Origin of the sequence: Eubacterium sp. AB3007 (assembly GCF_000688015.1) — a bacterium.
GTDB lineage: Bacteria > Bacillota > Clostridia > Peptostreptococcales > Anaerovoracaceae > Aminicella.
The window spans coordinates 829,624-853,969 of record NZ_JIAD01000001.1 but is presented as its reverse complement, the minus strand read 5'-3'; the positions used below and the strand labels follow the sequence as shown (position 1 = coordinate 853,969).

Annotated in this window: 20 protein-coding genes; 18 read left to right on the top strand and 2 right to left on the bottom strand. The window is 54.0% G+C overall.

Translation table 11 applies throughout. The features are described from left to right. Positions 1-3: 3 nt before the first annotated feature. From nifJ to P156_RS0104275, 5 genes are all read left to right on the top strand, one after another. On the top strand, positions 4-3,552 hold the full coding sequence (gene nifJ, locus P156_RS0104295; protein WP_027869076.1) for a pyruvate:ferredoxin (flavodoxin) oxidoreductase: 3,549 nt from the start codon (positions 4-6) through the stop codon (positions 3,550-3,552). 96 nt (positions 3,553-3,648) lie between these two features. Next, positions 3,649-4,548 (top strand): LysR family transcriptional regulator, encoded by a 900-nt coding sequence (locus P156_RS0104290; protein ID WP_027869075.1) that lies wholly within the window; start codon positions 3,649-3,651, stop codon positions 4,546-4,548. A gap of 12 nt (positions 4,549-4,560) precedes the next feature. Further along, complete coding sequence (locus P156_RS0104285; RefSeq protein ID WP_027869074.1) at positions 4,561-5,847, top strand: adenylosuccinate synthase; 1,287 nt, start codon at positions 4,561-4,563, stop codon at positions 5,845-5,847. An 18-nt stretch (positions 5,848-5,865) separates the two neighbouring features. Continuing rightward, positions 5,866-7,410: a glutamine-hydrolyzing GMP synthase gene (guaA, locus tag P156_RS0104280; RefSeq protein WP_027869073.1), complete on the top strand. Its 1,545-nt coding sequence runs from the start codon at positions 5,866-5,868 to the stop codon at positions 7,408-7,410. Between the two features lie 22 nt (positions 7,411-7,432). Beyond that, positions 7,433-9,031: a CTP synthase gene (locus P156_RS0104275; protein WP_034802208.1), complete on the top strand. Its 1,599-nt coding sequence runs from the start codon at positions 7,433-7,435 to the stop codon at positions 9,029-9,031. An 897-nt stretch (positions 9,032-9,928) separates the two neighbouring features. Here P156_RS0104275 and gdhA read toward each other — a convergent pair. Continuing rightward, the gene (gene gdhA / locus P156_RS0104265; protein ID WP_027869071.1) at positions 9,929-11,272 is read right to left on the bottom strand and encodes an NADP-specific glutamate dehydrogenase; all 1,344 of its coding nucleotides are present in this window, start codon (positions 11,270-11,272) and stop codon (positions 9,929-9,931) included. 197 nt (positions 11,273-11,469) lie between these two features. On the opposite strand from gdhA, the gene mgtE reads away from it, so the two are divergent. From mgtE to P156_RS0104195, 13 genes are all read left to right on the top strand, one after another. Beyond that, positions 11,470-12,867 carry a magnesium transporter gene (gene mgtE / locus P156_RS0104260; protein WP_051600626.1) on the top strand — a complete coding sequence of 466 codons (1,398 nt, stop codon included), beginning with the start codon at positions 11,470-11,472 and terminating at the stop codon, positions 12,865-12,867. A 31-nt stretch (positions 12,868-12,898) separates the two neighbouring features. Continuing rightward, the gene (locus P156_RS11525; protein ID WP_051600624.1) at positions 12,899-13,762 is read left to right on the top strand and encodes an NAD(P)H-hydrate dehydratase; all 864 of its coding nucleotides are present in this window, start codon (positions 12,899-12,901) and stop codon (positions 13,760-13,762) included. A 34-nt stretch (positions 13,763-13,796) separates the two neighbouring features. Continuing rightward, entirely contained in the window at positions 13,797-14,621 is an 825-nt protein-coding gene (locus tag P156_RS0104250; RefSeq protein ID WP_027869069.1) for a transketolase, read from the top strand. Continuing rightward, positions 14,621-15,553, top strand: a complete 933-nt coding sequence (locus P156_RS0104245; protein WP_027869068.1) for a transketolase family protein — start codon at positions 14,621-14,623, stop codon at positions 15,551-15,553. The genes P156_RS0104250 and P156_RS0104245 overlap by 1 nt, the downstream gene beginning before the upstream one ends. 172 nt (positions 15,554-15,725) lie before the next feature. Then, positions 15,726-16,442, top strand: coding sequence for a cell division ATP-binding protein FtsE (gene ftsE / locus P156_RS11520; RefSeq protein ID WP_034802205.1), 717 nt, complete (start codon positions 15,726-15,728; stop codon positions 16,440-16,442). Beyond that, the gene (gene ftsX, locus P156_RS0104230) at positions 16,435-17,325 is read left to right on the top strand and encodes a permease-like cell division protein FtsX (protein WP_027869067.1); all 891 of its coding nucleotides are present in this window, start codon (positions 16,435-16,437) and stop codon (positions 17,323-17,325) included. Before ftsE ends, ftsX begins: the two co-directional genes overlap by 8 nt. A gap of 48 nt (positions 17,326-17,373) precedes the next feature. After that, positions 17,374-18,420: a murein hydrolase activator EnvC gene (locus P156_RS12710; protein WP_051600622.1), complete on the top strand. Its 1,047-nt coding sequence runs from the start codon at positions 17,374-17,376 to the stop codon at positions 18,418-18,420. Between the two features lie 10 nt (positions 18,421-18,430). Further along, complete coding sequence (gene recJ / locus P156_RS0104220; protein ID WP_027869066.1) at positions 18,431-20,074, top strand: single-stranded-DNA-specific exonuclease RecJ; 1,644 nt, start codon at positions 18,431-18,433, stop codon at positions 20,072-20,074. Continuing rightward, positions 20,071-21,252 carry a S41 family peptidase gene (locus P156_RS11510; protein WP_051600620.1) on the top strand — a complete coding sequence of 394 codons (1,182 nt, stop codon included), beginning with the start codon at positions 20,071-20,073 and terminating at the stop codon, positions 21,250-21,252. The genes recJ and P156_RS11510 overlap by 4 nt, the downstream gene beginning before the upstream one ends. Positions 21,253-21,290: 38 nt before the next feature. Further along, positions 21,291-21,590, top strand: a complete 300-nt coding sequence (locus P156_RS0104210) for a YerC/YecD family TrpR-related protein (protein WP_027869065.1) — start codon at positions 21,291-21,293, stop codon at positions 21,588-21,590. A 56-nt stretch (positions 21,591-21,646) separates the two neighbouring features. Then, positions 21,647-22,192, top strand: a complete 546-nt coding sequence (locus P156_RS12705) for a 4'-phosphopantetheinyl transferase superfamily protein (protein WP_051600618.1) — start codon at positions 21,647-21,649, stop codon at positions 22,190-22,192. Then, positions 22,189-22,659 (top strand): regulatory protein RecX, encoded by a 471-nt coding sequence (locus tag P156_RS0104200; protein WP_027869064.1) that lies wholly within the window; start codon positions 22,189-22,191, stop codon positions 22,657-22,659. Before P156_RS12705 ends, P156_RS0104200 begins: the two co-directional genes overlap by 4 nt. Next, positions 22,659-23,570: a DUF445 domain-containing protein gene (locus P156_RS0104195; RefSeq protein WP_027869063.1), complete on the top strand. Its 912-nt coding sequence runs from the start codon at positions 22,659-22,661 to the stop codon at positions 23,568-23,570. Before P156_RS0104200 ends, P156_RS0104195 begins: the two co-directional genes overlap by 1 nt. Here the strand turns inward: P156_RS0104195 and P156_RS0104190 are convergent. Beyond that, positions 23,554-24,234: an SGNH/GDSL hydrolase family protein gene (locus P156_RS0104190; RefSeq protein WP_027869062.1), complete on the bottom strand. Its 681-nt coding sequence runs from the start codon at positions 24,232-24,234 to the stop codon at positions 23,554-23,556. The two genes, P156_RS0104195 and P156_RS0104190, sit on opposite strands and share 17 nt — an antisense overlap. Positions 24,235-24,346: the final 112 nt, after the last annotated feature.

The following is a 24,346-nucleotide window of genomic DNA, read 5'->3' as shown; positions in this document are numbered from 1 at the left end:
AGAATGTCTGATAACAACAAGAAGAAAATCGTGACAATGGACGGCAATGAGGCAGCTGCCCATGTTGCATATGACTTTACAGAAATCGCGGCGATCTATCCGATCACACCTTCTTCCCCCATGGCGGAGCACACAGATGTGTGGTCCGCCCTGGGACGGAAGAACATGTTCGGACAGACAGTGACCCTGCAGGAGATGCAGAGTGAAGCGGGTGCCATCGGGGCGGTGCACGGTGCACTGCAGTCGGGAGCTCTTGCCACCACCTACACATCCAGTCAGGGATTGATGCTGATGATCCCTGTGCTTCACCGGATCGCAGGCGAGCGCCTGCCTGCGGTGATGCATGTAGCCGCCCGTACAGTGGGGACCCACGGCATGAGCATTTTTGGGGACCACAGTGATGTGATGGATTGCCGTGCCTGCGGGTTCACCATGTTCTCCACAGGCACCGTGCAGGAGGTCATGGATCTGGCGGCGGTGGCACACCTCACTGCCATCGAGAGCCACATTCCGTTCATGCATTTCTTCGACGGATTCCGCACCAGTCACGAACTTGCTACGGTGGAGGAGATCGATCGCAGCGCGCTGGTGAACATGATCGACAAAGCCAGCCTGGATGAGTTCAAGAGGAAGGCTCTGAACCCGGAGCATCCCGTGCTCCGCAATACTGTACAGAACCCGGATGTGTATTTCCAGATCCGGGAATCCAATAATCTGGCCTACGACAGGGTGCCGGAGATCGTAGAGAAATATCTGGACAAGATCAGTGCCCTGACAGGACGGGAATACAAGTTGTTCAATTACTATGGCCATCCGGAAGCGACCGATATCGTCATCGCCATGGGTTCCGTCAGTGGTGTCGCACAGTTGGCGGTGGATCATCTGAACAGCCAGGGGCAGAAGGTAGGCTTTGTGCAGGTACACCTGTACCGGCCTTTCTCTGCAGAGAAGCTGATGGAAGCCATCCCCGAGACAGTCGAGCGCATCGCTGTGCTGGACCGCACCAAGGAGATGGGTGCTGCCGGAGAGCCTCTGTATCAGGATGTTTGCACAGCCATGGTGAAGACCGGACGGCACTTCCGGGTGATCGGCGGCCGCTATGGCCTGTCTTCCAAGGATACTGATCCAGATCAGATCCTGGCCGTGTTCCGAAATCTGGCCAGTGAACATCCGGTGGATGGATTCACCATTGGAATCATTGACGATGTGACCCATCTGTCTCTGGAGGCACCACACGTGTCCGGCGTATCCGGCGGCAAGAACTTCCGCTGTAAGTTCTGGGGCCTGGGAGGCGATGGGACCGTAGGAGCCAACAAGAACACTGTGCACATCCTGGCGGAGTCCGCGGGGATGTATGCGCAGGCGTATTTTGAGTACGATGCCAAGAAATCCTTTGGTGTCACCAAGTCTCACCTTCGTTTCTCCAGAGAGCCGGTACGGGGCAGTTATTATGTCAAGCGGGCGGAATTCGTGGCCTGTCATAACCAGAGCTACCTGCGTCAGTATGATATGGTAAGTGAGCTCAAGGAAAACGGGATCTTTCTCCTGAACTGCCAGTGGAAGCCGGAGGAACTGGATGCCCATCTTCCTAATGATGTCAAGCGGTATCTGGCGCGGAAACACATTCGGTTCTACACCATCGATGCCACCGAGATCGCTATGAGGCTGGGACTGGGCAGCCATACCAACACGGTGCTCCAGGCGGCATTCTTTGCGGTGACCGGCCTAATCCCTGCAGAAGAGGCGCTGGAACGCATGAAAGAAGCGGCGAGGAAAACCTATTTTGCCAAGGGCGATGAGGTGGTGAACCGGAACATCGCAGCGATCGATGCCGGCGCAAAAGAAATCACAAAGGTAGAGGTGCCGGAGGCCTGGGCTGAACTGCCAGACACTCCCAACGTGGCGGTAGAGATTCTCAACGAAGCCCTGAATGAACCGGTGGAGGGAGCACCTGGAAGTGAGCTCCCGAATGTCGTACGGAAGATCCTGTACCCGGTGAATGCCCAGAAGGGGGATGACCTGCCGGTCAGTTCCTTTAAGGGATACCACCATGGGAACATTGATATGGGTCTGACCGCTTTTGAAAAACGAGGGATTGCCATCACCGTTCCCAAGTGGGATGCTGCCAAGTGTGTCCAGTGCAACCGCTGCTCCCTGGTATGCCCCCATGCGGCTCTTCGTCCATATCTGCTGAACGATGAGGAGAAGGCCATGGCTCCGGAAGGGATCGAGACGATCCCGGCCAATGGGGCGGCTAAGGGTCTCCATTATACATTGTCCGTTTCGCACTTCGACTGCACCAGTTGTGGAAGTTGCGTAGAGTGCTGTCCTACCAAGGTGCTGGAGATGGTACCTGTGGAGTTGACTCCGGAGAACCGGGAGCGTTGGGATTACCTGTTGAAGACCTCCGATAAAGGAGATCTGTTCAAGCGGTGGTCTGTTAAGGGAAGCCAGTTCAAACAGCCATTGGTGGAGTTCAGTGCGGCCTGTGCGGGGTGTGGAGAGACCCCCTACGCCAAGCTTATGACCCAGCTTTTCGGCGAGCGAGTGTACTGGGCTAACGGCACCGGATGTTCCCAGGCATGGGGCGCATCTATGCCGGGAATTCCCTATACCACCAACGGCCGGGGGTTCGGCCCGGCTTGGACCAACTCCTTGTTCGAGAACAACGCAGAACTCTGCCTTGGAATGTTCTTGTCGGTCAGACAGCAGAGAGAAGCCGTTCGCAGCAAGGTTGAGGCATTGAGCCGGAACGCAGAGGGCGCTTTGCAGTCTGCCTGCGAGATGTATCTGGCATCCTACGACGATTTTGATGCTTCCAGAAAGACAGCAGACGTGCTCTGTGAACTGCTGGAGCATGCGGATACGGAAGAGGCCAGGGAGATCCTGAAGCATCGGGATCAGCTGGCCAAGAAAACGTTCTGGATGTATGGCGGAGATGGCTGGGCCTATGATATCGGCTTCGGCGGATTGGCCCATGTGATCGCAAGCGGAGAGAACGTGAACGTGTTCGTAATCGATACTGAGGTCTACTCCAATACCGGCGGCCAAAGCAGCAAGGCCACGCCTATCGGTGCGGTGGCCCAGTTCGCTGCCAGTGGCAAGCGCAGCAAGAAAATGGATCTGGGTGGGATCATGATGAGCTACGGCAATGTTTATGTCGCTCAGGTGGCCATGGGGGCGGATAACAATCAGCTGATCAAGGCCCTGAAGGAAGCAGAGGAATACGATGGCCCCAGTGTGATTGTCGCTTATACCCCCTGCACCTCTCACGGGATCCGGTGCGGCATGAACAAAGTCCAGGAAGAGATGAAACGTGCCGTGGAATCCGGTTACTGGCTCCTGTACCGTTATGATCCCCGTAAGGAGCATCCGTTCCAGCTGGACAGCAAGGCACCGGCCATGCCTTACGAGGAGTTCCTGGACGGAGAGACCAGATACAGCGCTCTGAAGCGTACCTTCCCGGAGAACGCAAAGGAACTGTTCGCCCAGGGCAGCGAGGATGCTGAGAAGCGCTATGCCTATTATAAGCATATGGAAGAGACCAGATAGTTATTAACCATATGCAAAAAATATCATATATGCTATAATATATGTATTTTAAATAACACCTTTATGGTGTTATTTTTTTATTGTGGGAGGAAAACGATGGAACTGAGAACTCTACAATACTTTGTGACCGTGGCGGAGGAACTGAACATCACACGTGCTGCGGAAAAACTTCATATGAGTCAACCACCCCTCAGCGCACAGATCAAGAAGCTGGAGGAAGAACTTGAAACAACACTGTTTCTTCGGGGAAGGAGGCAGCTCACTCTTACAGATGCCGGGCAACTCATGTACAGGCGTGCGAAGGAGATCCTTCGTCTCGCGGACCAGACAATGGAAGAGATCTATGCCATGGGGCAGGGAATGCGAGGCACCATCGCCATCGGCCTGGTGGAAGGAATGGCTCCTGACATAGCGGCAGAGTGGTTCGCCAGGTTCATGAAGCAGTATCCCAATGTGCGATTTCGGATCCTGGACGGGAGCACCGATGATCTGCTGGAGAAACTGCGGGGTGGGCTCATCAGTCTGGCGGTGATCACTGCTCCCTGTGACAACTCTCTGTTACACAGCTTTCCGGTAGGGGAGGAGAAGATGGCGGTGCTGATGAACCGGACACATTCCCTGGCTGGAAAGGAAGGGGAAATCGAGATCGCTGATCTGGTGGGGGAAAAACTCATCGTGCCCAGCCGAAGCGCATTGATCGAGACGATCCGTCGGTGGTTTCGGGCAGAGGGAGCAGAACCAGAGATCGTCTGTGAGATGGACAGCTATCTGGATGCGGCAGCGTTGGCCGGCAGGAACGTGGGGGTCAGCCTCTATCCCAGGACAGCCTATATCCCCAACAATTCCCTGGTTTTCCGGGAGATCGCAGGGGAGGACAGGAAGATGGAGTATCTGTTCGTCTGGCGGAAGGGGCACCAGTTGCCCACCGCAGAAGAGCGGTTCATAGACTTTGTGAGAGCGTGCGTGACCGATTCCGACACGCAGGAGAAAGAGTAAGGAGGACAGAGCATGACAAGAGCAATCGTAGGGGCCTGTTGGGGTGACGAAGGAAAAGGAAAGATCACGGATGTACTGGCGGCGGATTCCGATATCGTGGTGCGTTATCAGGGTGGGAGCAACGCCGGCCACACCATCCGAAACAAATACGGCAAGTTTGCGCTTCACATGCTTCCGTCGGGGGTGTTCTACCAGCATATCACCAACGTACTGGGGAACGGAGTGGCGTTGAACATCCCCTTTCTGGTGAAGGAATTGAAGGCACTGGAGACAAGCGGTGTGCCGACACCGAGACTTCTCGTATCCGACAGGGCCCAGGTGGTGATGCCTTATCACATCCTGTTCGATGAGTACGAGGAGGAGCGACTGGGTGGTCATTCCTTCGGCTCCACCAAGTCGGGGATCGCCCCGATGTATTCCGACAAGTATGCTAAGATCGGGATTCAGGTACAGGAGCTTTTTGACGAGGCGCATCTGACAGAGAAGGTGGAGAACATCTGTGCCCAGAAAAACGTGTTGCTTGAGCATCTGTACGAGAAGCCGCTCCTGGTGTCTTCGGAGATCCTGGAAACCTGCAGGCAGTACCGGGAGATGGTCCGGCCTTACGTTGCTCACACCGCTGACTATCTGCATCAGGCTGTGAAGGAGGGGAAGGAGATCCTTCTGGAGGGGCAACTGGGCGCGCTTAAGGATACGGACCACGGAATTTACCCGATGGTTACCAGTTCCTCCACGCTGGCAGGATTTGGCGCAGTAGGAGCCGGTATCCCGCCCTATGAGATCAGTGATGTGGTGGCAGTGGTGAAGGCCTACTCCAGCGCTGTGGGAGCAGGCCCCTTTGTATCAGAGCTCTTTGGCGAAGAGGCGGAGCGGCTACGGGAGCACGGTGGTGATGGAGGTGAATATGGGGCGACCACAGGACGTCCCAGGCGAGTTGGATGGTTCGATGCGGTGGCCAGTCGTTACGGCTGTAGGATCCAGGGAGCCAAAGAGGCTGTGCTCACCGTGGTGGATGCCCTGGGCTATCTAGAGGAGATCGGCATCTGCGTAGGCTACGAACTGGATGGAAAGAAGATCGATTACTTCCCGGATACCGTCAGCTGCTATCGGGCAAAACCGATCGTGAAGTATATGCCCGGATGGCGTTGTGATATTCAGGGAATCCGTCACTTCCATGAGCTGCCGAAAGAGGCCAGAGATTATATCGATGAGGTGGAGCGCCTGATCGGCTGTCCGGTGACTATGATCTCCAACGGGCCTGGACGGGAAGACATGATATACAGGTCGGAGCACAGATAATAAAGAAGGGAGCATCATATGGCAGAGAACAGGATTCTGATCATTGATTTTGGTGGACAGTATGACCAGCTCATCGCCCGCCGGGTGCGGGAGTGCAGTGTGTACTCGGAAATCTGGGATTACAGTGATGTGGATATGGCACGCATTGCAGGGTTTGCCCCCAAAGGGATCATCTTTACGGGTGGTCCCCAGAGCGCGTATCGATCAGAGGCGCCTTCTGTGGATGATGGTCTCTTTGGGCTGGGGATCCCAATACTGGGGATCTGCTACGGAGCCCAGTATATGGCGCATCGGCTGGGAGGACACATCTCCTCAGCACCTACCAGCGAATACGGGCGGACTGAGGTTCGCGTCACGGACAGGTCTGGCGTTCTGCAGCCAGCGGAGGAGGTGAATATTTGCTGGATGAGCCATACAGATTACATCAGCCAGCCACCGGATGGATTTCGGATAACAGCTCTGACAGAGCATTGCCCGGTGGCAGCGATGGAGGATCAGAAGAGGGGATTCTACGCTCTACAGTTCCACCCGGAGGTGAATCATACAGTGCACGGAGCAGACTTCATCCGGCGCTTTGTGTTGGACATCTGTGACTGTGAACAGGATTGGAAGATGGATTCCTTTGGGGACCGGAAGATTCGGGAGATTCGGGAAAAGGTGGGGGAGGGAAAGGTGCTTCTGGCTTTGTCCGGGGGCGTGGATTCCTCCGTGGTAGCAGCGCTGCTTGCAAAAGCTATCGGACCGCAGCTCACTTGTGTTTTCGTGGACCACGGTCTGCTTCGGAAGGACGAAGCAGCGCAGGTTGCGTCCGTGTTCGGAGAGCAAGGAGACTTCGATATCCGGTTTCGGAAGATCGATGTGGCGCAGCGATTCTACGGTAAGCTGGCCGGCGTAACAGAGCCCGAGAAGAAGCGGAAGATCATCGGCGAGGAATTCATCCGTGTGTTTGAGGAAACCGCAAAGGAGATCGGGAAGGTGGACTATCTGGCCCAGGGAACCATCTATCCGGACATCATAGAGAGTGGCCGTGGCAAATCAGCGGTGATCAAGTCGCACCACAACGTGGGAGGACTTCCGGATCACGTGGATTTTCGTGAGATCATCGAACCACTGCGGATGCTGTTCAAGGACGAGGTGCGGCAGCTCGGCAGAGAACTGGGGCTGCCGGATTCTCTGGTGAACCGGCAGCCCTTCCCAGGCCCCGGGCTTGGGATCCGGATCATCGGCGAGGTGACGGAGGAGAAGGTACATATGGTGCAGGAGGCAGATGCCATTTTCCGAGAGGAAGTGGCCAAGGCGGGGCTGGCCGGTTCTATCAGTCAATACTATGCTGCCCTCACCAACATACGGACGGTAGGGGTCATGGGCGACTTTCGGACCTACGATTACGCTGTGGCGCTCCGGGCCGTGGAAACCTCCGATTTCATGACTGCTGAAGCCTCCCGTATTCCCTGGGAGATATTGGAACGAGTCATGAACAGGATCGTAGGAGAGGTGGATCACGTTAACCGGGTGTTCTACGACCTGACCAGCAAACCGCCGGGAACGGTGGAGATGGAATAGTTGTAACAGGAAGGAGGGTGTGATGGAGAAGAAATATGTTTTCGTGACAGGTGGTGTCGTGTCGGGGCTTGGAAAAGGGATCACGGCTGCTTCACTGGGAAGACTCCTGAAAGCCAGGGGACTAAAGGTGACAGCGCAGAAATTGGATCCTTACATCAATGTGGACCCGGGAACCATGAGCCCATTCCAGCACGGTGAGGTGTACGTCACTGAGGATGGAGCGGAGACAGATTTGGATCTGGGGCATTATGAGCGGTTCATCGACGAAGACCTGAATAAATACTCCAACCTGACTTCCGGCAGAGTCTACTGGAACGTGCTGAACAAGGAGAGGAGGGGCGAGTACCTGGGATCCACTGTGCAGGTCATTCCGCATATTACCAATGAGATCAAGGAGTTCATCTACGGCGTAGGTAAACGGTCTGACGCGGATGTGATCATCACCGAGATCGGAGGCACCATCGGCGATATCGAGTCGCAGCCATTTCTGGAAGCGGTGCGGCAGGTCTCTCTGGAGGTTGGGAGGGGGAACAGCCTGTTTATCCATGTGACCCTCGTACCATTTCTTAGCGGTTCCAATGAACACAAGACGAAACCCACTCAGCATTCCGTGAAGGAACTACAGGGCATGGGGATCAATCCTGACATCATCGTGCTGCGATGCGACAATCCTCTGGAGGAAGAGGTCTTTCGGAAGATCTCTCTCTTCTGCAATGTCAGAGAAGATTGTGTTATCGAGAACCGCACGTTGCCAAACCTGTACGAAGCACCACTGATGCTTGAGAAGAAAGGTTTCTCCGGTGTGGTCTGCAGAGAGCTGGGGATCGACGCCCCCTTGCCGGATCTTGCGGCTTGGGCGGCGATGACAAAAAAGATCCGGGACTGCAGTGGTCATGTCCGGATCGGGTTGGTGGGGAAGTACACAGGGCTCCATGACGCCTATCTGTCAGTGATCGAAGCCTTACATCACGCCGGGAGCCGTCATGGCGTACATATTGATCTGAAGTGGATCGACTCAGAAGGACTGAGACCGAAGAATCTGGAGTTGGAGCTTGGCAATGTGGATGGCATTCTGGTCCCCGGCGGTTTCGGAGACCGGGGCGTGGAAGGCATGATCCTGGCAGCGGGATACGCAAGAGAAAAGGGGATCCCGTACCTTGGTCTCTGCTTGGGCATGCAGGTGGCGGTCATCGAGTTTGCCCGTAGCCAGGCGGGACTGACGGATGCGGGTTCCGGTGAGTTTGATGAGCGGTGCCCCCACAAGGTCATCGATTTCATCCCGGGACAAAGCCAGGATATCGACAAAGGCGGTACCCTCAGGTTGGGGGCATACCCATGTATCCTTCAGGAGGGGACCAGAATAGCGGCGTGCTACGGGTGTACAAGGATCAGCGAACGTCACAGGCATCGCTACGAGTTTAATAATGCTTACAGGGAGACCCTGCGACAGGCAGGATTGGTTCTCAGCGGTCGATCTCCGGATGATCGCCTCATCGAGACGGTGGAGATCGAGAAGCACCCCTTCTATGTAGGTGTCCAGTTCCACCCGGAATTCAAGAGTCGGCCTGACCGGCCCCATCCGCTGTTCGATGGGTTCATTGGCGCGGCTTTGGGATTATGAGATCGCCGTTGTATCTCTGCAGGTTTTCTGTTGCCTCATTAGGTCCACAAAGTCCATCAGATACATCAGGTCAATCAGATACATCAGGTCAATCAGATCCATCAAACCCGTTGGCTTTCCGTCATATACATGTTAATAGCGATTTGACGGAAAAAAAGCACGATCATTCGAAGAAAAACGATGAAGGATTTACGTTGATCTGTAAAAAAATACTATTTTTTTAAAATCCTGGAGCACAAAGTCGGTCAATATCGTAAGAATATCTTAATCCGACAGGTAGTGAAGCAGAAAAAACCATCCAGAAGGGCATTTGTGACATGTCGGATTCCGTTGCATCGAACTGAACAGTCATTCTGACGGAATCCGGCCAAAGAAGAAAAAGAGTAGCTGGCTTAAAACGGACAGAGAATCGACTACTCAGTACTGAACTGCCAGCGGATTTTATGCAAAATAGAAATACTGGTACGCAAGGGCTTTATGATTAAGCCGATGCGTACCAGTATATGCACGTCAACTCCTATTTGGTTTCGCTGTTGTGCGGGTTAGGTATGTATCCATTTGCTTCGCAAATGGGGTTAGATCTGCGCCGTAGGCCGCGAGCCAATCACGCTTCGCTGATGCTCGCGTTCTTGGGCGTCCCTGGCGGGGGACCTACCATCCATTTGCTTCGCAAATGGGGTTAGGTCTGCGCCGTAGGCCGCGAGCCAATCACGCTTCGCTGATGCTCGCGTTCTTGGGCGTCCCTGGCGGGGGACCTACCATCCATTTGCTTCGCAAATGGGGTTAGGTCTGCGCCGTAGGCCGCGAGCCAATCACGCTTCGCTGACGCTCGCGTTCTTGGGCGTCCCTGGCGGGGGACCTACCATCCATTTGCTTCGCAAATGGGGTTAGGTCTCCCTATACAATACCCTGCAGCATCATTGCCTTGGCAACTCTCTCGAATCCAGCGATGTTGGCGCCCTTCACCAGGTCATAGCCCAGGCCGTACTTCTCACAAGCTTCAGCAGCCAGCTTGTGGATGTTGACCATGATGCTTTCGAGCTGTGCGTAGACATCATCCTCGGACCAGATCAGGTGCTCAGCGTTCTGTGCCATCTCCAGGCAGGAGCAGGCAACGCCGCCAGCGTTAGCAGCTTTGGCAGGTCCAACGACTACGCCGTTCTCCTGCAGGTACTCAACAGCCTCGTTAGTGGTCGGCATGTTAGCGCCTTCGCAGTAGAACTTGGCACCGTTCTCAACGATGTGCTTGGCATCTTCCATACCAACCTCGTTCTGAGTAGCACACGGAATATACAGGTCAGCCTTTACTTCCCAAGGCTTCTTGCCGGCTACGAACTTGGATTCCGGGAACTTGTCAGCATAAGGTGCGACGATGTTCTTTCCGGAAGCTCTCAGCTCCAGCATGTAATCTTCCTTCTCGCCCTTGACGCCATCCTCGTCCAGGATATATCCATCCGGTCCGGAGATCGCGATGACCTTAGCGCCAAGCTGGTTCAGCTTCTGAACGGTTCCCCATGCAACGTTACCGAATCCGGAAACGACACAGGTCTTGCCTGCCAGCTCCTCACCGCAGTGTTTCAGCATCTCTCTTGCGAAGAAGACGATACCATAGCCGGTAGCTTCAGTTCTTCCGGCCAGTCCACCGTTGTCGGTGCCCTTACCGGTCAGAGTACCGGTGTAGCAGTTCGCCAGTTTCTTGTACTGACCGAACATGTAACCGATCTCTCTTCCGCCAACGCCCAGGTCTCCAGCCGGTACGTCAGTGTCAGGACCGATGTGTCTAAACAGCTCGGACATGAATGCCTGGCAGAATCTCATGACTTCTGCATCGGACTTACCGTTCGGATCAAAGTCAGCACCTCCCTTGCCGCCGCCGATGGGCAGTCCGGTCAGGGAGTTCTTGAAGATCTGCTCAAAACCAAGGAACTTCAGGATTCCGGGATAGACGTTCGGTGCGAACCGGAGGCCGCCCTTGTAGGGACCCAGTGCGCTGTTGAACTCGAATCTGTATCCGGTGTTGACCTGAACCTTACCGTTGTCGTCAACCCAGGGTACTCTGAACTGGATGCCTCTCTCAGGCTCAACCAGTCTCTCGACCAGTCCTGCTTCCACATACTCAGGATGTGCTTCCAGAACCGGCTCGATGGACAGCAGAACCTCTTCAACTGTCTGCAGGAACTCTGGCTCATGCGGATACTTCGCCTTGGTAGCATCAATGTACTTCTGTACTAAATTTCCCATTTCGATCTCCTCTTTTCTCTTAAAATTTAGTTTCAAAATGTTGATACAATTACCACAATTCAAATATAACACTTTGGCTTTTTTTCGTCAATATATTCAGATTATGAAATTCCTTAATGGTTGCTATTACATTCTATTTGTAGTATACTGAAACAAGCGGTTTTGTGCCCCAGCAACAGGGGGAGGAGGTGGGACCGATGGACAACTATATGGACAAGGACCTTCAGTTGGAACAGTCCTACGGCAAGATCCTGGAATTGCTCGAGGAGAAGCAATACTTCCGTGCCCGAGATGAACTTCTGAAGTACAACGAGGCAGACATCGCGGAGATGTTGGAGGATGTGAAGGATGACGCGGATATGGATATGACGGTCATCCTCTTTCGCTTGCTCCCGAAAGCGATCTCGGCAGAGGTGTTCTCCTACCTGCCTTCTGATGACCAGGTGGACATCATCAGTGCCATCACGGAGAAGGAGATCACATTCATAATCCAGGAACTGGATTTCGATGACAAGATCGACATCCTGGAGGAACTGCCTGCCAACGTGGTAGACATGATCCTGGAGAAGACACCTAAGAACGAACGGCGTCAGATCAACGCTTTTCTGAATTATCCGGAGGATACGGCAGGAAGCCTGATGACTCCGGAATACGTCAGCCTCAAGAAAGACTGGACCGTGGGGCGCGCGTTGGAGCATATCAAGGAAGTAGGTATGGACGCAGAGACCATCTACACCTGTTACGTGCGAGACAGCGGTCGCAAGCTCCTGGGTATCGTGTCCCTGAGCACCATGGTGATCTCAGACAATGAGACCAGGATCAAGGACATCATGCATACGGACTACATCTACGAGCAGGTGGACGACGATCAGGAAGAGGTCTCCGAGGACTTCAAGAAATACGGCTATCTGGCCATCCCTGTGGTGGACAAGGAGCACAGACTGGTGGGTATCATCACCGTCGACGATATTCTGGATGTCATGGAGGATGAGGCCACAGAGGATATCGAGCGTATGAACGGTGTCATCGATTTTGATTCCTCCGATAAGGAATATCTGGATATTTCCGTTTTCCAGCATGCTATCAACCGGCTTCCGTGGCTGTTGATACTGATGGTAGCCTACTATTTTACAGGGCAGATCGTCAGCGGGTTCGAGGCATCTTTGTCCAAGGTCATTGAGCTGGTGGCCTTCATGCCTATGCTGATGGGTACCGGCGGAAACACCGGCTCTCAGGCGGCAACGCTGATCATTCGTGGTCTGGCTACCGGTGAGGTCGACACAGACGACGCATTGAAGATCCTCTGGAAAGAGCTTCGGATCGGGGTCGTGATTGGCATCGTACTCAGTGGCTTCAACTATCTGCGGATCTATTTCATTGACGGCATCCACGATACAGGCATCGCTATGACGGTCTGTGTCTCCATGATATTTATCGTTATTTTTGCAAAGATTCTGGGCAGTATGGTGCCACTCATCGTCAAGAAGATCCATCTGGATCCGGCACTGATCGCCAATCCTGCGATCTCCTCTGTGTCTGATGCGGTGGCGCTGAGCATCTATTTCGCTATGGCCATGGCGTTTCTGCCATTGTAGGAGGCCATGGACCAGATCAGGGAGATTGATAATGGAAGAAATAACGAGAGAATTCGTACAGAGCAAGATACAGAAGAGAAGCCCGTACATCCACAAGGGAAACTGTGGGAGAGTACTTATCGTGGCCGGTGGGGCCGGCATGACGGGGGCTGCTGTACTGGCTGCACGGGCAGCATTGCGATCCGGCAGCGGACTCGTTTATGTGTGCACGCCCAAGAGTAATTTTCCGGTGGTCCAGATACTGGCACCGGAAGCTATCTGTGTGGATTGGTCCAAAGTCAGCAGCCGATTCGCTTCTTTGGAGGAGGACTGGTCCTATGATGCCATCGCTTTCGGCCCCGGTATGGGAACAGGGGGGGCCACCCGGCGTATGCTGAAGGAGATCCTCCTGAGTTACGATGGACCTTTGGTGTTGGATGCGGATGGACTGAATACGTTAGCCGGAGACAACGATCTGGCAGGCTTTGTGCAGGGATTCAACGGACGTGTAGTGCTGACGCCTCACGTAGGGGAAGCCAGGCGCCTTTTGGCAGCGCTTGGAGATGAGGAGACAGCCAGCAGGGAGGATATGGTCCGGGTGCTGTCAGAGGGATATGGAGCTATCGCTGTGATGAAGGGAGCGCAGACTTTGGTTGCGCAGTCACAGGAAGAGACCGGAATCTGGAGAAATACCACCGGAAACCCTGGAATGGCGACGGCAGGCAGCGGAGACGTGCTTACCGGTGTGATCGCATCACTGGCAGGGCAGGGGCTTTCCCTGTGGGATGCAGCGAGAGCAGGTGTTTGGCTGCATGGAGCGGCAGGAGATCTGGCCGCAGATGACAAGGGCGAATACGGAATGATCGCGGGTGATATCGTAGATCATCTTCCGTACGCAATAAAGAGGCTTTTTTAGTCACGGAAGTGGCAGCAGAAACAGGGAGAAAGCAATGGAAAGAGAGAATCTAAGCTACTACGAGGAACTGGCCGGAAAGGCCAGGGTGGACATCATCAAGGCTGTCTATCATGCGGGGTCTGGTCATCCGGGAGGATCGTTGTCCTGCGCAGACATTTTGACGGCGCTGTATTTCGGGGAGATGAATATTGACCCTGAGCAGCCGGACATGCCTGGGCGGGATAGATTCGTGCTGTCCAAGGGGCACGCAGTTCCGGCGCAGTATGCGGTGCTGGCGGAGAGAGGGTATTACGACGTGGAGGACATGATGAGTTTGCGTAAGCTGGGAAGTCCCTTCCAGGGACACGGCAATATGCACAAAGTCCCGGGCATCGAGATGTCAACAGGATCCCTGGGACAGGGTGTGTCTGTGGCTGTAGGAATGGCGCTTGCTGACAAGCTGGACGGCACCGGCGCCAGAGTATACGCATTGCTGGGCGATGGAGAGATCCAGGAGGGTCTGGTCTGGGAAGCTGCCATGGCTGCCAGCCACTACGGGCTCAGTGATCTGACGGCTATCGTGGACTGGAACGGATTGCAGATCGACGGAAGCAACGACGATGTCATGACCGTTCGTCCCATCGACGAGAAGTTCCGCGCCTTTGGGTGGGACGTTCAGGTCATCGACGGTCATAACTTTAGACAGATCTTCGATGCTCTCGACAAAGCAAGAGAGACGGACAGACCTTCCTGTATCATCGCGAAGACCGTGAAGGGAAAGGGAGTTTCCTTCATGGAAGGAGAAGCAGGGTGGCATGGCAAGGCACCGAGTGAAGAACAGGCCAGGCAGGCAGTAGAAGAGCTGGGAGGTGAATGGTAATGGCAGAGAAGATCGCAACAAGAGCAGCGTACGGAGAGTTCCTGGCAGAAGAAGGCGCCAGAAACCCGAATCTCGTCGTCATGGATGCCGATCTCTCCGGCTCCACTAAGACCAAGGACTTTCAGAAGGTGTTCCCGGATCGCTTCTTCAACGCAGGGATCGCCGAGCAGGATCTGATGGGGATCGCGACAGGCCTTGCGCTTTCCGGCAAGACCGTCTGTGCCTCTACGTTCGCAATGTTTGCTTCCGGAAGAGCCTTTGAGATTATCCGCAATTCCATCGGCTATACCGGTGCCAATGTCAAGGTCTGTGCGACGCATGCGGGAATCACAGTAGGAGAGGATGGTGCCAGCCATCAGACCTTTGAGGATATTGCGTTGATGCGGACCATTCCAGGCATGACCGTAGTTTCTCCGTGCGATGCAGTGAGTGCGAAGATTCTACTGAAACAGGTGGTGGACATGCAGGGCCCCTGTTATGTCCGGCTGGGCAGAGCGGCGGTTCCCGTATTCTACGAAGGGACAGAAGACCTGAAACTGGGAAAAGGCTACGAGCTGCGTACCGGCAACGATGCCGCCATCATCGCCAATGGCATCATGGTGCCTGCCGCCATGGAGGCAGCGGAGACGCTTGCGGCAGAGGGTGTAGATGTGCGTGTCATCGACTTGCACACCATCAAACCGCTGGATGAGGAGATCATTCTGAAGGCTGCTGAGGAGACTGGAGCCTTGGTAACGGCAGAGGAGCATTCAGTGGTGGGCGGTCTTGGCAGCGCAGTGGCAGAACTCACTAGCCAGAAATGTCCGGTGAAGATCGTCATGGTTGGCCAGAAAGATACCTTCGGAGAGTCCGGCAAACCGGATGAGCTCAGGGAGAAATACGGTATGACAGCAGCGGATATCGTGGCTGCAGTCAGGAAGGTGATCAAATAGAAATGGTAGCCGGCCCCTGCATCCTCGGGTGCGGGGGCGCCGTTTTCTTCACGAAAAAATCACAAAGCAAAGACACGGAATCTACCGGTCAAGTGTTCACAAACGAACCAAAAAGTGATATAATCGAAAGAACTATTGTAAAAATTAAAAGATCAAAGGGGTTTGGCATTTTATGATCAAGTTCACCAATGTCACCAAGATGTATGGCAAAAACGTTGGCCTGGAAAATGTCAGCGTTGACATAGAGGATGGAGGTTTTGTTTTTCTCGTAGGTCCCAGTGGAGCAGGAAAGTCCACCTTCATCAAACTCATATTGAAGGAAATCGACGCCGATCAGGGAACTATCCAAGTCGGCGATTTTACGGTGACTGGACTTCCCAGTCGGAAGATCCCGCAGCTTCGCCGAAAGATCGGCATGGTGTTTCAGGATTTCCGTCTCCTTCAGAGGAAGACGGTGTTTGAGAACGTGGCGTTTGCCATGGAAATCATGCACAAGTCCAGGCGGCAGATCCGGCAGAGGGTGCCGCAGGTGCTGGAGCTTGTCGGGATCGGTGATAAGGGGAAACGGTATCCCCAGGAGCTCTCTGCGGGTGAACAGCAGAGAGTAGCGATCGCAAGAGCGATCATCAACAACCCAAAGGTCCTGATCTGCGATGAGCCTACTGGGAACCTGGATCCGGATACGGCCATGGGGATCATGGGGCTGCTGGAGCAGATCAACATGACAGGGACTACCATCGTGATGGTTACCCATGCCAGAGATATAGTCAACCAGATGAACAAGCGTATCATCGCCATCGAGAGTGGACACATCGTTCGGGATGGATACGGCAAGTATGGCTACCCGGATATCAGTGCAGCGAGCGGAGAGGAGGGCATCTATGAGTAGGATCTTCTACAACATCAAGCAGGCCATCCTCCAGATCTTCCGCAATAAGGGTATGTCCGTGGCGGCAGTCTTCGCCATTACGGCGATGATGCTTATCCTGGGAATGTTCTTTATCATCGCGGTGAACGTGAACCTGTTCACGGAGATGATCAAGCAGGATTACGACACGGTGGAAGTCTATCTGTTGGACAGTACAGATGAGAAGAGTGCCCAGACCATCATGGATACGCTGGAGCACATCAACGGTGTCAGCAGTGTGGAATACCGTACCAGAGATGAGGCACTGGCCATCCTGAAACAACGCTGGGGAGAGAGTGGATACCTGCTGGACTCCCTTGGGAAAAACCCGCTTCCCAACTCCATCCTCATCAAGGTCGATAACCTGGGGGCTGCCAATACGGTTAATGACGCGGCAGTGAAACTGGAGGGTGTGGAGAGCACCAAGTACTACAAGGAAACCGTGGACAAACTGACCAAGGTGACGAGCTTCATGTCTGTCACCTCGGTGATCATCATGATCTTCCTGATCGTGGTCTCCGTGGTCGTGGTGTCCAATACCATCAAACTCACAGTAATGAACCGTGCCAAAGAAATCTCCATTATGAAGTACGTGGGGGCGACCAACTGGTTCATCCGAGGACCCTTCCTGGTGGAAGGGATCATCCTTGGAGCTATCGCTTCGGCGGTCTCAGCGGGGATTGTGTATCTTGCCTATAGCCGGGTGGTGGAGGCTATCGGAGAGAAGGTCATGACCATCATATCTTCGCCACTTGTGCCTGCAGGATATCTGTTCACCAATCTGGTGATCATCTTTTTGGCCATCGGTGTAGGGATCGGGGCGACGGGGAGCATCATCTCCATGAGGAAGTTCCTTGACACCTAATCGCCGATTAGACCCATCGGTACGAACACAGAAAGGAGGGAGAATCCAATGAGAAGACAATTATTGATCGTTCTGCTCATCAGCGCATTGGTCGCGGGGCTGACTCCCTGTTCCTTTGGCGCAAGCACCTTGGAAAAAAACAAAAAGAAACTCGAGAAAGTCGAGGAACAGCAGGACGCTGTCTCGCAGGAACTGGAAGGGTACCGCGAGAAGATCGCTGACAGTGAGAAGAGACTCTCCAAACTGGAGGTGTCCATCAAGGATAAGGAAGCACAGATTAAGAAGACAGAGGATGAACTGGGCAGGACCAAGAAAAACATAGAGGAGAGACAGGACGGACTGAACAACCGTCTCCGCACCATGTATAAGAACGGTTCCATCGGTTATCTGGATGTGATCCTGGGATCCAACAATATCGAGGAACTGGTGACCAATGTGGATCTGGTACAGAAGGTATTCACCAATGACCAGAATATCCTGACCAACCTGAAATCCCAGAAGGCTGAGATCCAGAAGAAGGAGCAGGTCTTCACAAAACAGAAAAAAGATCTGGCTGCAGACCGTAGAAAAGAGCGGGGCGTCAAGGAAGAACTGGACAGCACCAAGGATAAACTGGACAAGAAACTCGCAGCCCTCGAGAAGGAAGAGAACGATCTGAGAGAGAAGATCGCGGAGGAAGCTGCCAAGAACGGAGAGGTCATCTACGAGGGGGACAAGTGGGATTTCCCGCTGAAGAGTTCCTATACACTGACTTCCCACTATGGGGAATCCAGAAGTTACGAGAGTCACCCGGGGGTTGACCTTGCGGTTCCCACAGGTACACCGGTATACGCTGCGCAGAGCGGGCTTGTGACCACCGCATCCGTTTATGGAGGTTACGGAAACTGTGTCATGATCTACCATGGAAACGGACTGACATCTGTTTACGGACATAATTCGGTGTTGAAGGTCAGCAAGGGACAGTATGTCAAGCGAGGCACACTAGTGGCGCTGGCCGGATCGACCGGATGGAGTACCGGTTCACATCTGCACTTCGAGGTACGTAACAGTTCCGGCAGCCCCATCAGTCCGGGACCCTATATTGGAGTGAGTTAGAGATAAGATAATGATGAGATTGGAACCGAAAATAATAGAATTGCTTGCACAGAGAGGAATCACTTCGGAGGAGGATCTGGAGGAGTTCCTCTCTTCGCGTCCCCAGAAGACCCATGACCCGTTCCTGCTTTACAATATGAGGGAAGGGGTGGACCTTGTTATGGACGCCATTCGGTCGGGAGACAAGATCTGCATCTACGGAGATTACGATGTAGATGGGATCACCTCCACAGTGATCATGATGGAAGTGCTGTCTCACCTGATCGACCGTGACCGCCTCATGTACTATATCCCATCCAGATTTGAGGAAGGATACGGACTCCACTGCAGTTCCATCGACAGGATCCGGGAAGCAGGGGCAAACACCATTATTACAGTAGACTGTGGGAGTGTCTCTGTGAAAGAGGTCGACTACATTAAGTCTCTGGGGATGAAGGTATTGGTGACAGACCATCATACGGTGGGTGACCAGGTCGCCGATTGCCTGGTCATCAATCCCAAGCAGCCACAGGATACGTATCCCTGTGAACATATCGCAGGCTGTGGGGTAGCCTTCAAGCTGGCACAGGCACTGGTGGCAGAAAACAGTCTGCCCACATCGGTGACCGCCGGACTTCTTGATATGCTGGCCATCGGAACGGTGGCCGACCTGGTACCGCTTGTGGGGGAGAACAGGACCTTCGTCAAATACGGCCTGCGAACTGTCAACGTGGGAAGAAGGGAGAGCCTGTTGCAGTTGATCAACGCGATCTCCCTTCATCCCGGAAAGATCACTGCGGAGAACATCTCTTTTGGGATCGGCCCTCACATTAACGCAGTAGGAAGGATGCAGCACGCGCGGGAAGCAGTGGAACTGTTTCTGACTCACGATCCGGCGGTACGACAGGAGAAGATCCAGCTCCTGATCCGTTGCAACGACCAGCGGAAGCAAGTCCAGGAGGACATCTTTCAGCGATGCATGAGGATGGCAGAGGACGAGTACAGCGAGGATCATTTTCTACTCCTGGTGCCGGAGAATGGGCACGAGGGTGTAGCCGGGAATGTGGCAGGCAAGCTGAAAGAGGCGCTGTATAAGCCGGTGGTGGTGTTTACCAGAGAGGGGGGCGGTATCATCAAGGGATCCGGCAGAAGCATCGATGGGATCAACATCTACGATGAACTGGCAAAGAACAAAGCTTTGTTCCAGGCCTTTGGCGGGCATGCGGCCGCCTGTGGAATTACCATGAGGGAAGAGGATCTGCCGGCACTGCGACAAGCGCTCCGGCGACAGATGGAAATGCTTCTGGAGAAAGATCCGGAGATCTTCGTGGAGAAGAAGAGGGCGGATCTGTCTCTGCGTCCACAGGACATCAGCATGAACATGGCACAACAGCTGGAACTGCTGGAACCCTGTGGCATGGGTAACGAGAAGCCCCTGACCATGGTGACGGGACACGCCCGCTGGCCGCGGAGGATCGGTAAGAATGGCCAGTTCCTTCGATTTCAGATCGCACTGGAGAACGGGAATTCGCTGCCGGCAGTCGCCTTCCGGAATGCGGATGAGATCGAGGAGTTCGCCGATGGAGAGGCCTGTCACTTTCTGGGAAATCTATCGGTCAATGTGTGGAACGGCAGGAGCAGCCTGCAGTTCGTAGCGGAAGAGGCGATAGGATGATACATATCAAAAAAAAGAATTTCATACTGCTGCTCGTGGTTGCCGTGGTGACCACGGTCCTCGCCATGACAGGCGGTTTCCTGCTCTTCTGCAAGGTGCAGAACGTGGGCCTGATCGAGGGGAGCAAGTACAAGCAGATGGTAGAGATCAACAATAAGTATGCCAAGCTTTACGCGATGCAATATAAGATCAATCACGAAGGACTGAAAAAGGTCTCCGAGGAAACGGAGATGGATGCGGTCTACAAAGGGCTGGTGGGCAGCCTGAAGGATCCATACTCCGAGTACTTCACGGCCAGAGAAGCCCAGGAGTTTGACAACTATGTCAACGCGTCTTTCTATGGAATCGGTGTGATGATCGCCGAGGAAGGGGGAGAGGTTCAGATCACCCAGGTGCAGGAAGATGGACCGGCGGATCTGGCTGGGCTTAAGGCAGGCGATGTGATCACCGCCGTCGAAGGCAAACATTACGACACTACCAAGGAAGTAAAGAAAGCTGTGTCCGGGAAATCCGGAACGAAGGTAAAGGTCACCTATCGGCGGAAAGGGAAGGAGAAGACCGTGTCCGTCACCAGAGGAATCGTCAGCGGAATCACCTGCAATGGACTCATGCTGAAGGGGAACATCGCCTACATCAGGATCGACACCTTTGGAGAGAAGACCGGAAAGGAATTCCAGGAGGCCGTCGACAAGCTGAAGAAGGAAGATCCCAAGGGGCTGATCATCGACCTTCGGAACAATCGGGGCGGCTATATGGATCAGGGACTGAAGGTGGCTGACATCCTGCTTCCGGAGTGCACCATCGCCTTCACCAAGGATCGAAACGGCAAGCGCACCAACTATAACTCCGAGGAAGGGGCGCTGCAACTGCCCTGCGTGCTCCTGGTGAACGAAAACACCGCCAGCGCTTCCGAGCTTTTGGCTGCCGCTGTAAAGGACAACGATGCCGGACAGCTGGTGGGGACCACCACTTACGGAAAAGGCGTGGTTCAATCTGAGTATAAGTACAAGGACGGTTCCGCCCTGAAGCTCACCACCGCAGAGTATTTCTCGCCGAAAGGGCACAGGATCAACGGAAAGGGGGTCAAGCCTGATGTCGAGGTCGACTTCCCGGAAGATGCCACCGAGGATCCACAGCTGAAAAAGGCCATGTCTCTCGTTGACGCTCATAGAAAATAGTGATATACTTTAGTGGATGAAAGAGGGAGGCGAAGGTTATGGCATATGATTCCAAGTATCAGAGAGAGGATATTGACGAACTGTTCCAGGCTGTCCTGACCCTGAAGGATGTAGAGGATTGCTACCGTTTCTTCGAGGATATCTGCACGGTGAACGAGATCTATGCGATCGCGCAGAGATTGCAGGTGGCGAAATTACTTTCTCAGAAGAAAACCTATAACGAGATCGAGAAGATCACGGGCGCCTCTACCGCCACCATCAGCAGAATCAACAAGTGCCTGGTGTATGGTGCCGATGGATACAAGCGTGTGCTCGACAGACTGGCTGAGAAGGAGTGAATAGAACGAGGCTGCTGCAGAGATGCGGCAGCCTTTCTTGCTTAAGGAGGATCACGATGGACGTGATTTACATTTACGATGGTGAGTTTGCTACCGGGGATGCCGGTTTTCCCATGATCCGCATGGCGGCAGCCAGGCACTGCCTGGAGCTATCCAGACCTTTTGATCAGGTCGCCGCCAGGATCATTCGGGATGAGAAGGGGAAACCGTACTTTCAGGATGTACCCCTCGAGTTTTCCCTGACCCACAGCGGCAGTCTGTGGATGTGCATGTTTTCCGATGCTCCCTGCGGATTGGATCTGCAGGAGGTGAAACCTTGCGACTGCCAGAAGATCGCGAAGCGTTTCTTTCACGAGGACGAGGCGCAGGCGGTGCGTGACGGTGGTGAGGAGGCATTCTTCAGGATATGGGTCCGCAAGGAAGCCTACTGCAAGATGACTGGAGAAGGGCTGTTCGGTGAGGATATGCCCTCCGTTCTTGCGGACAACGGTATCTGGAAGGGGCGTTCCTATGTGTTTACCGAGATCGATATCTCTGAGGAGATGATGTGTGCTGTGTGTACTGGGGAAGCCCCGGATATTCAGCTGAGGGTATTGGGATGAAAAGTGTGATGGAGGCGGCTGCCGCCAAACTGGCAGCCCGCAATATGACGGTCGAAGAGCTCCGCCGGCACCTTCTGGCCAAGGGCTATCTGGAAGGAGAGGTGGAGGAGGTCCTGCGCCAGTTCCGGGAGGACGGCTATCTGGACGATGCCCGGTACTGCAGGATGTATTTTGAATATGCTCACGCCAGGCACAAAGCCAGGAACAGGATCTTTGCGGAGCTGCGCCAGAAAGGAGTAGACAGTCAGGTGATGGAATTCGCCTACGAGGATTACCTGGCGGAAAAAGGTGTGGAGGTCAGCGAAACCGAAATGGCCAGGCAAGAGGCAGAGAAGATCCTGCGTGCGGCAGGTCTGACCATGGAGGATGAGATCCCGGAGAAGATCCGTGGCCGTGTAGCCAGGAAACTGCACAGCTATGGATACGGGAGCGGTTTGATTTATGAGATTCTGGGAGAGATGAAGTAATGGATTTGACATTGTTAGCAGGCCCGATCATCGGGGCGATCATCGGATACTTTACGAACTACATTGCGGTGAAGATGCTGTTCCGACCTTTCGAGCCAAAGTATATATTTGGTTGCAGGATTCCTTTCACCCCTGGGATGATCCCAGGGAGCCGAAATCGGATCGCGGAATCTATCGGGAGCGCAGTGGGGGACAACCTGTTGACGGAGGATGCCATGGAAACGAACCTCCTGTCCCCGGAAATCAAGGATAAGATCCGCCGCAAGGTGGAGAACACCATCCAGAAGGAGCAAGGAGACCAGCGCCAGGTCCGCGAGGTCATCACCCGCTATCTGATGGAGGATGAGACCCTGGATACCATGCTGGAGCGGGGTGGGGACCTGGCCTCTTCCTATATCACAGAACGTATCACAGAGATGAACCTTGGAGCGGTCGTCGCTTCCCAGGTGCGGAAGGCGATCCACGAGAAACAGGAGCAGTCCTTCTGGGCCAAGTTTATTACCGAGGATGCCATCAACTCCATGGTGGGCAACATCGAGAGACGTGTCAACCAGGGGGTCCGGGAACAGGGCAGTGCCATCATCCAGGTGAAGATTCACCAGGAATTAGACCAGTTCCAGTATAGGACCATGGGGGAACTGTTCACCCTGCTTCAGGAGACCTGTGAGGATCCCGGTGAAATGGTGGTGAACGCCTACGAGGTAGTGATTCGAAAGCGACTGTCTGCGATCCTGCGTACCGTCGATGTCTCCAAGGTCGTCCGGGAGAAACTGGGGGCCATGGATCCAAGAGAACTGGAACGACTGGTCCTGAAGGTGGCCCGGAAGGAGCTGGGAGCCATCGTCAATCTGGGTGCGCTGATCGGCTTTGTGCTGGGATGCCTGAACACACTGATCAATATGTTGGGATAAGCGTTTTCGCCACCTGCTCTTCGATGAGCCGGTGGCCTTTTTCGTTAGGGTGCATACCATCGGCACAAAGCAATTCCCGGTAATCATCCTGTTCCAGGAAAGCGCTTCGGACATCGATGAGCGGGATGTGTTGATCTGCGGCCACCTCGGTCAGGACCTGGCTGTAATTGTCGTGCCAGGTGCCGATGTTGTCCAGGTCACGGTCAAGGAACTCGTAGATGCTTTCCCAGTCCAGATCTCTGGAGACCCATTGGAAGAATCTGGACGAATCCAGAGGAGGCAGTGTCATCAGCACCGGTGTACTGCCTGCCTGGCGTACTGTTTGGATCATGGATGTAATGACGGAGCGAAACCTGTCCAGGCTGACCGTCGCCTTGTGGAGGGCGAAGGGGTTCTCAGAGATCTCCTGCCAGTTCAGGTCGCAGTCGTTCCCTCCGTACTCCAGGAGTGTGTAGTCCGCATCACAGAGCTCCGCGAGATGTCTGTCCAGTGTCTGCTTTCCCCTCAGGCTACTGAAGCCCATGCGTGAGTAATTGCGCAGGTGGATCCCCCGCTTGCGCATCCTTTCTACAAAACTATCCCGGCTGATGGTATAGCGGGATTTTCTTTCGTTGTAGATGATTCCTCTGGCAATAGAATCTCCGAAAACTGTAATATTCATCATCGCAACCTCCTGTAGAGATATAAATTATTCCGTAATATGATATTGAAAATTATATTACGAGGTTTGACGAATGTCAATAAGTAATTGCAATTCTTTTTAGTTGGGTGTATAC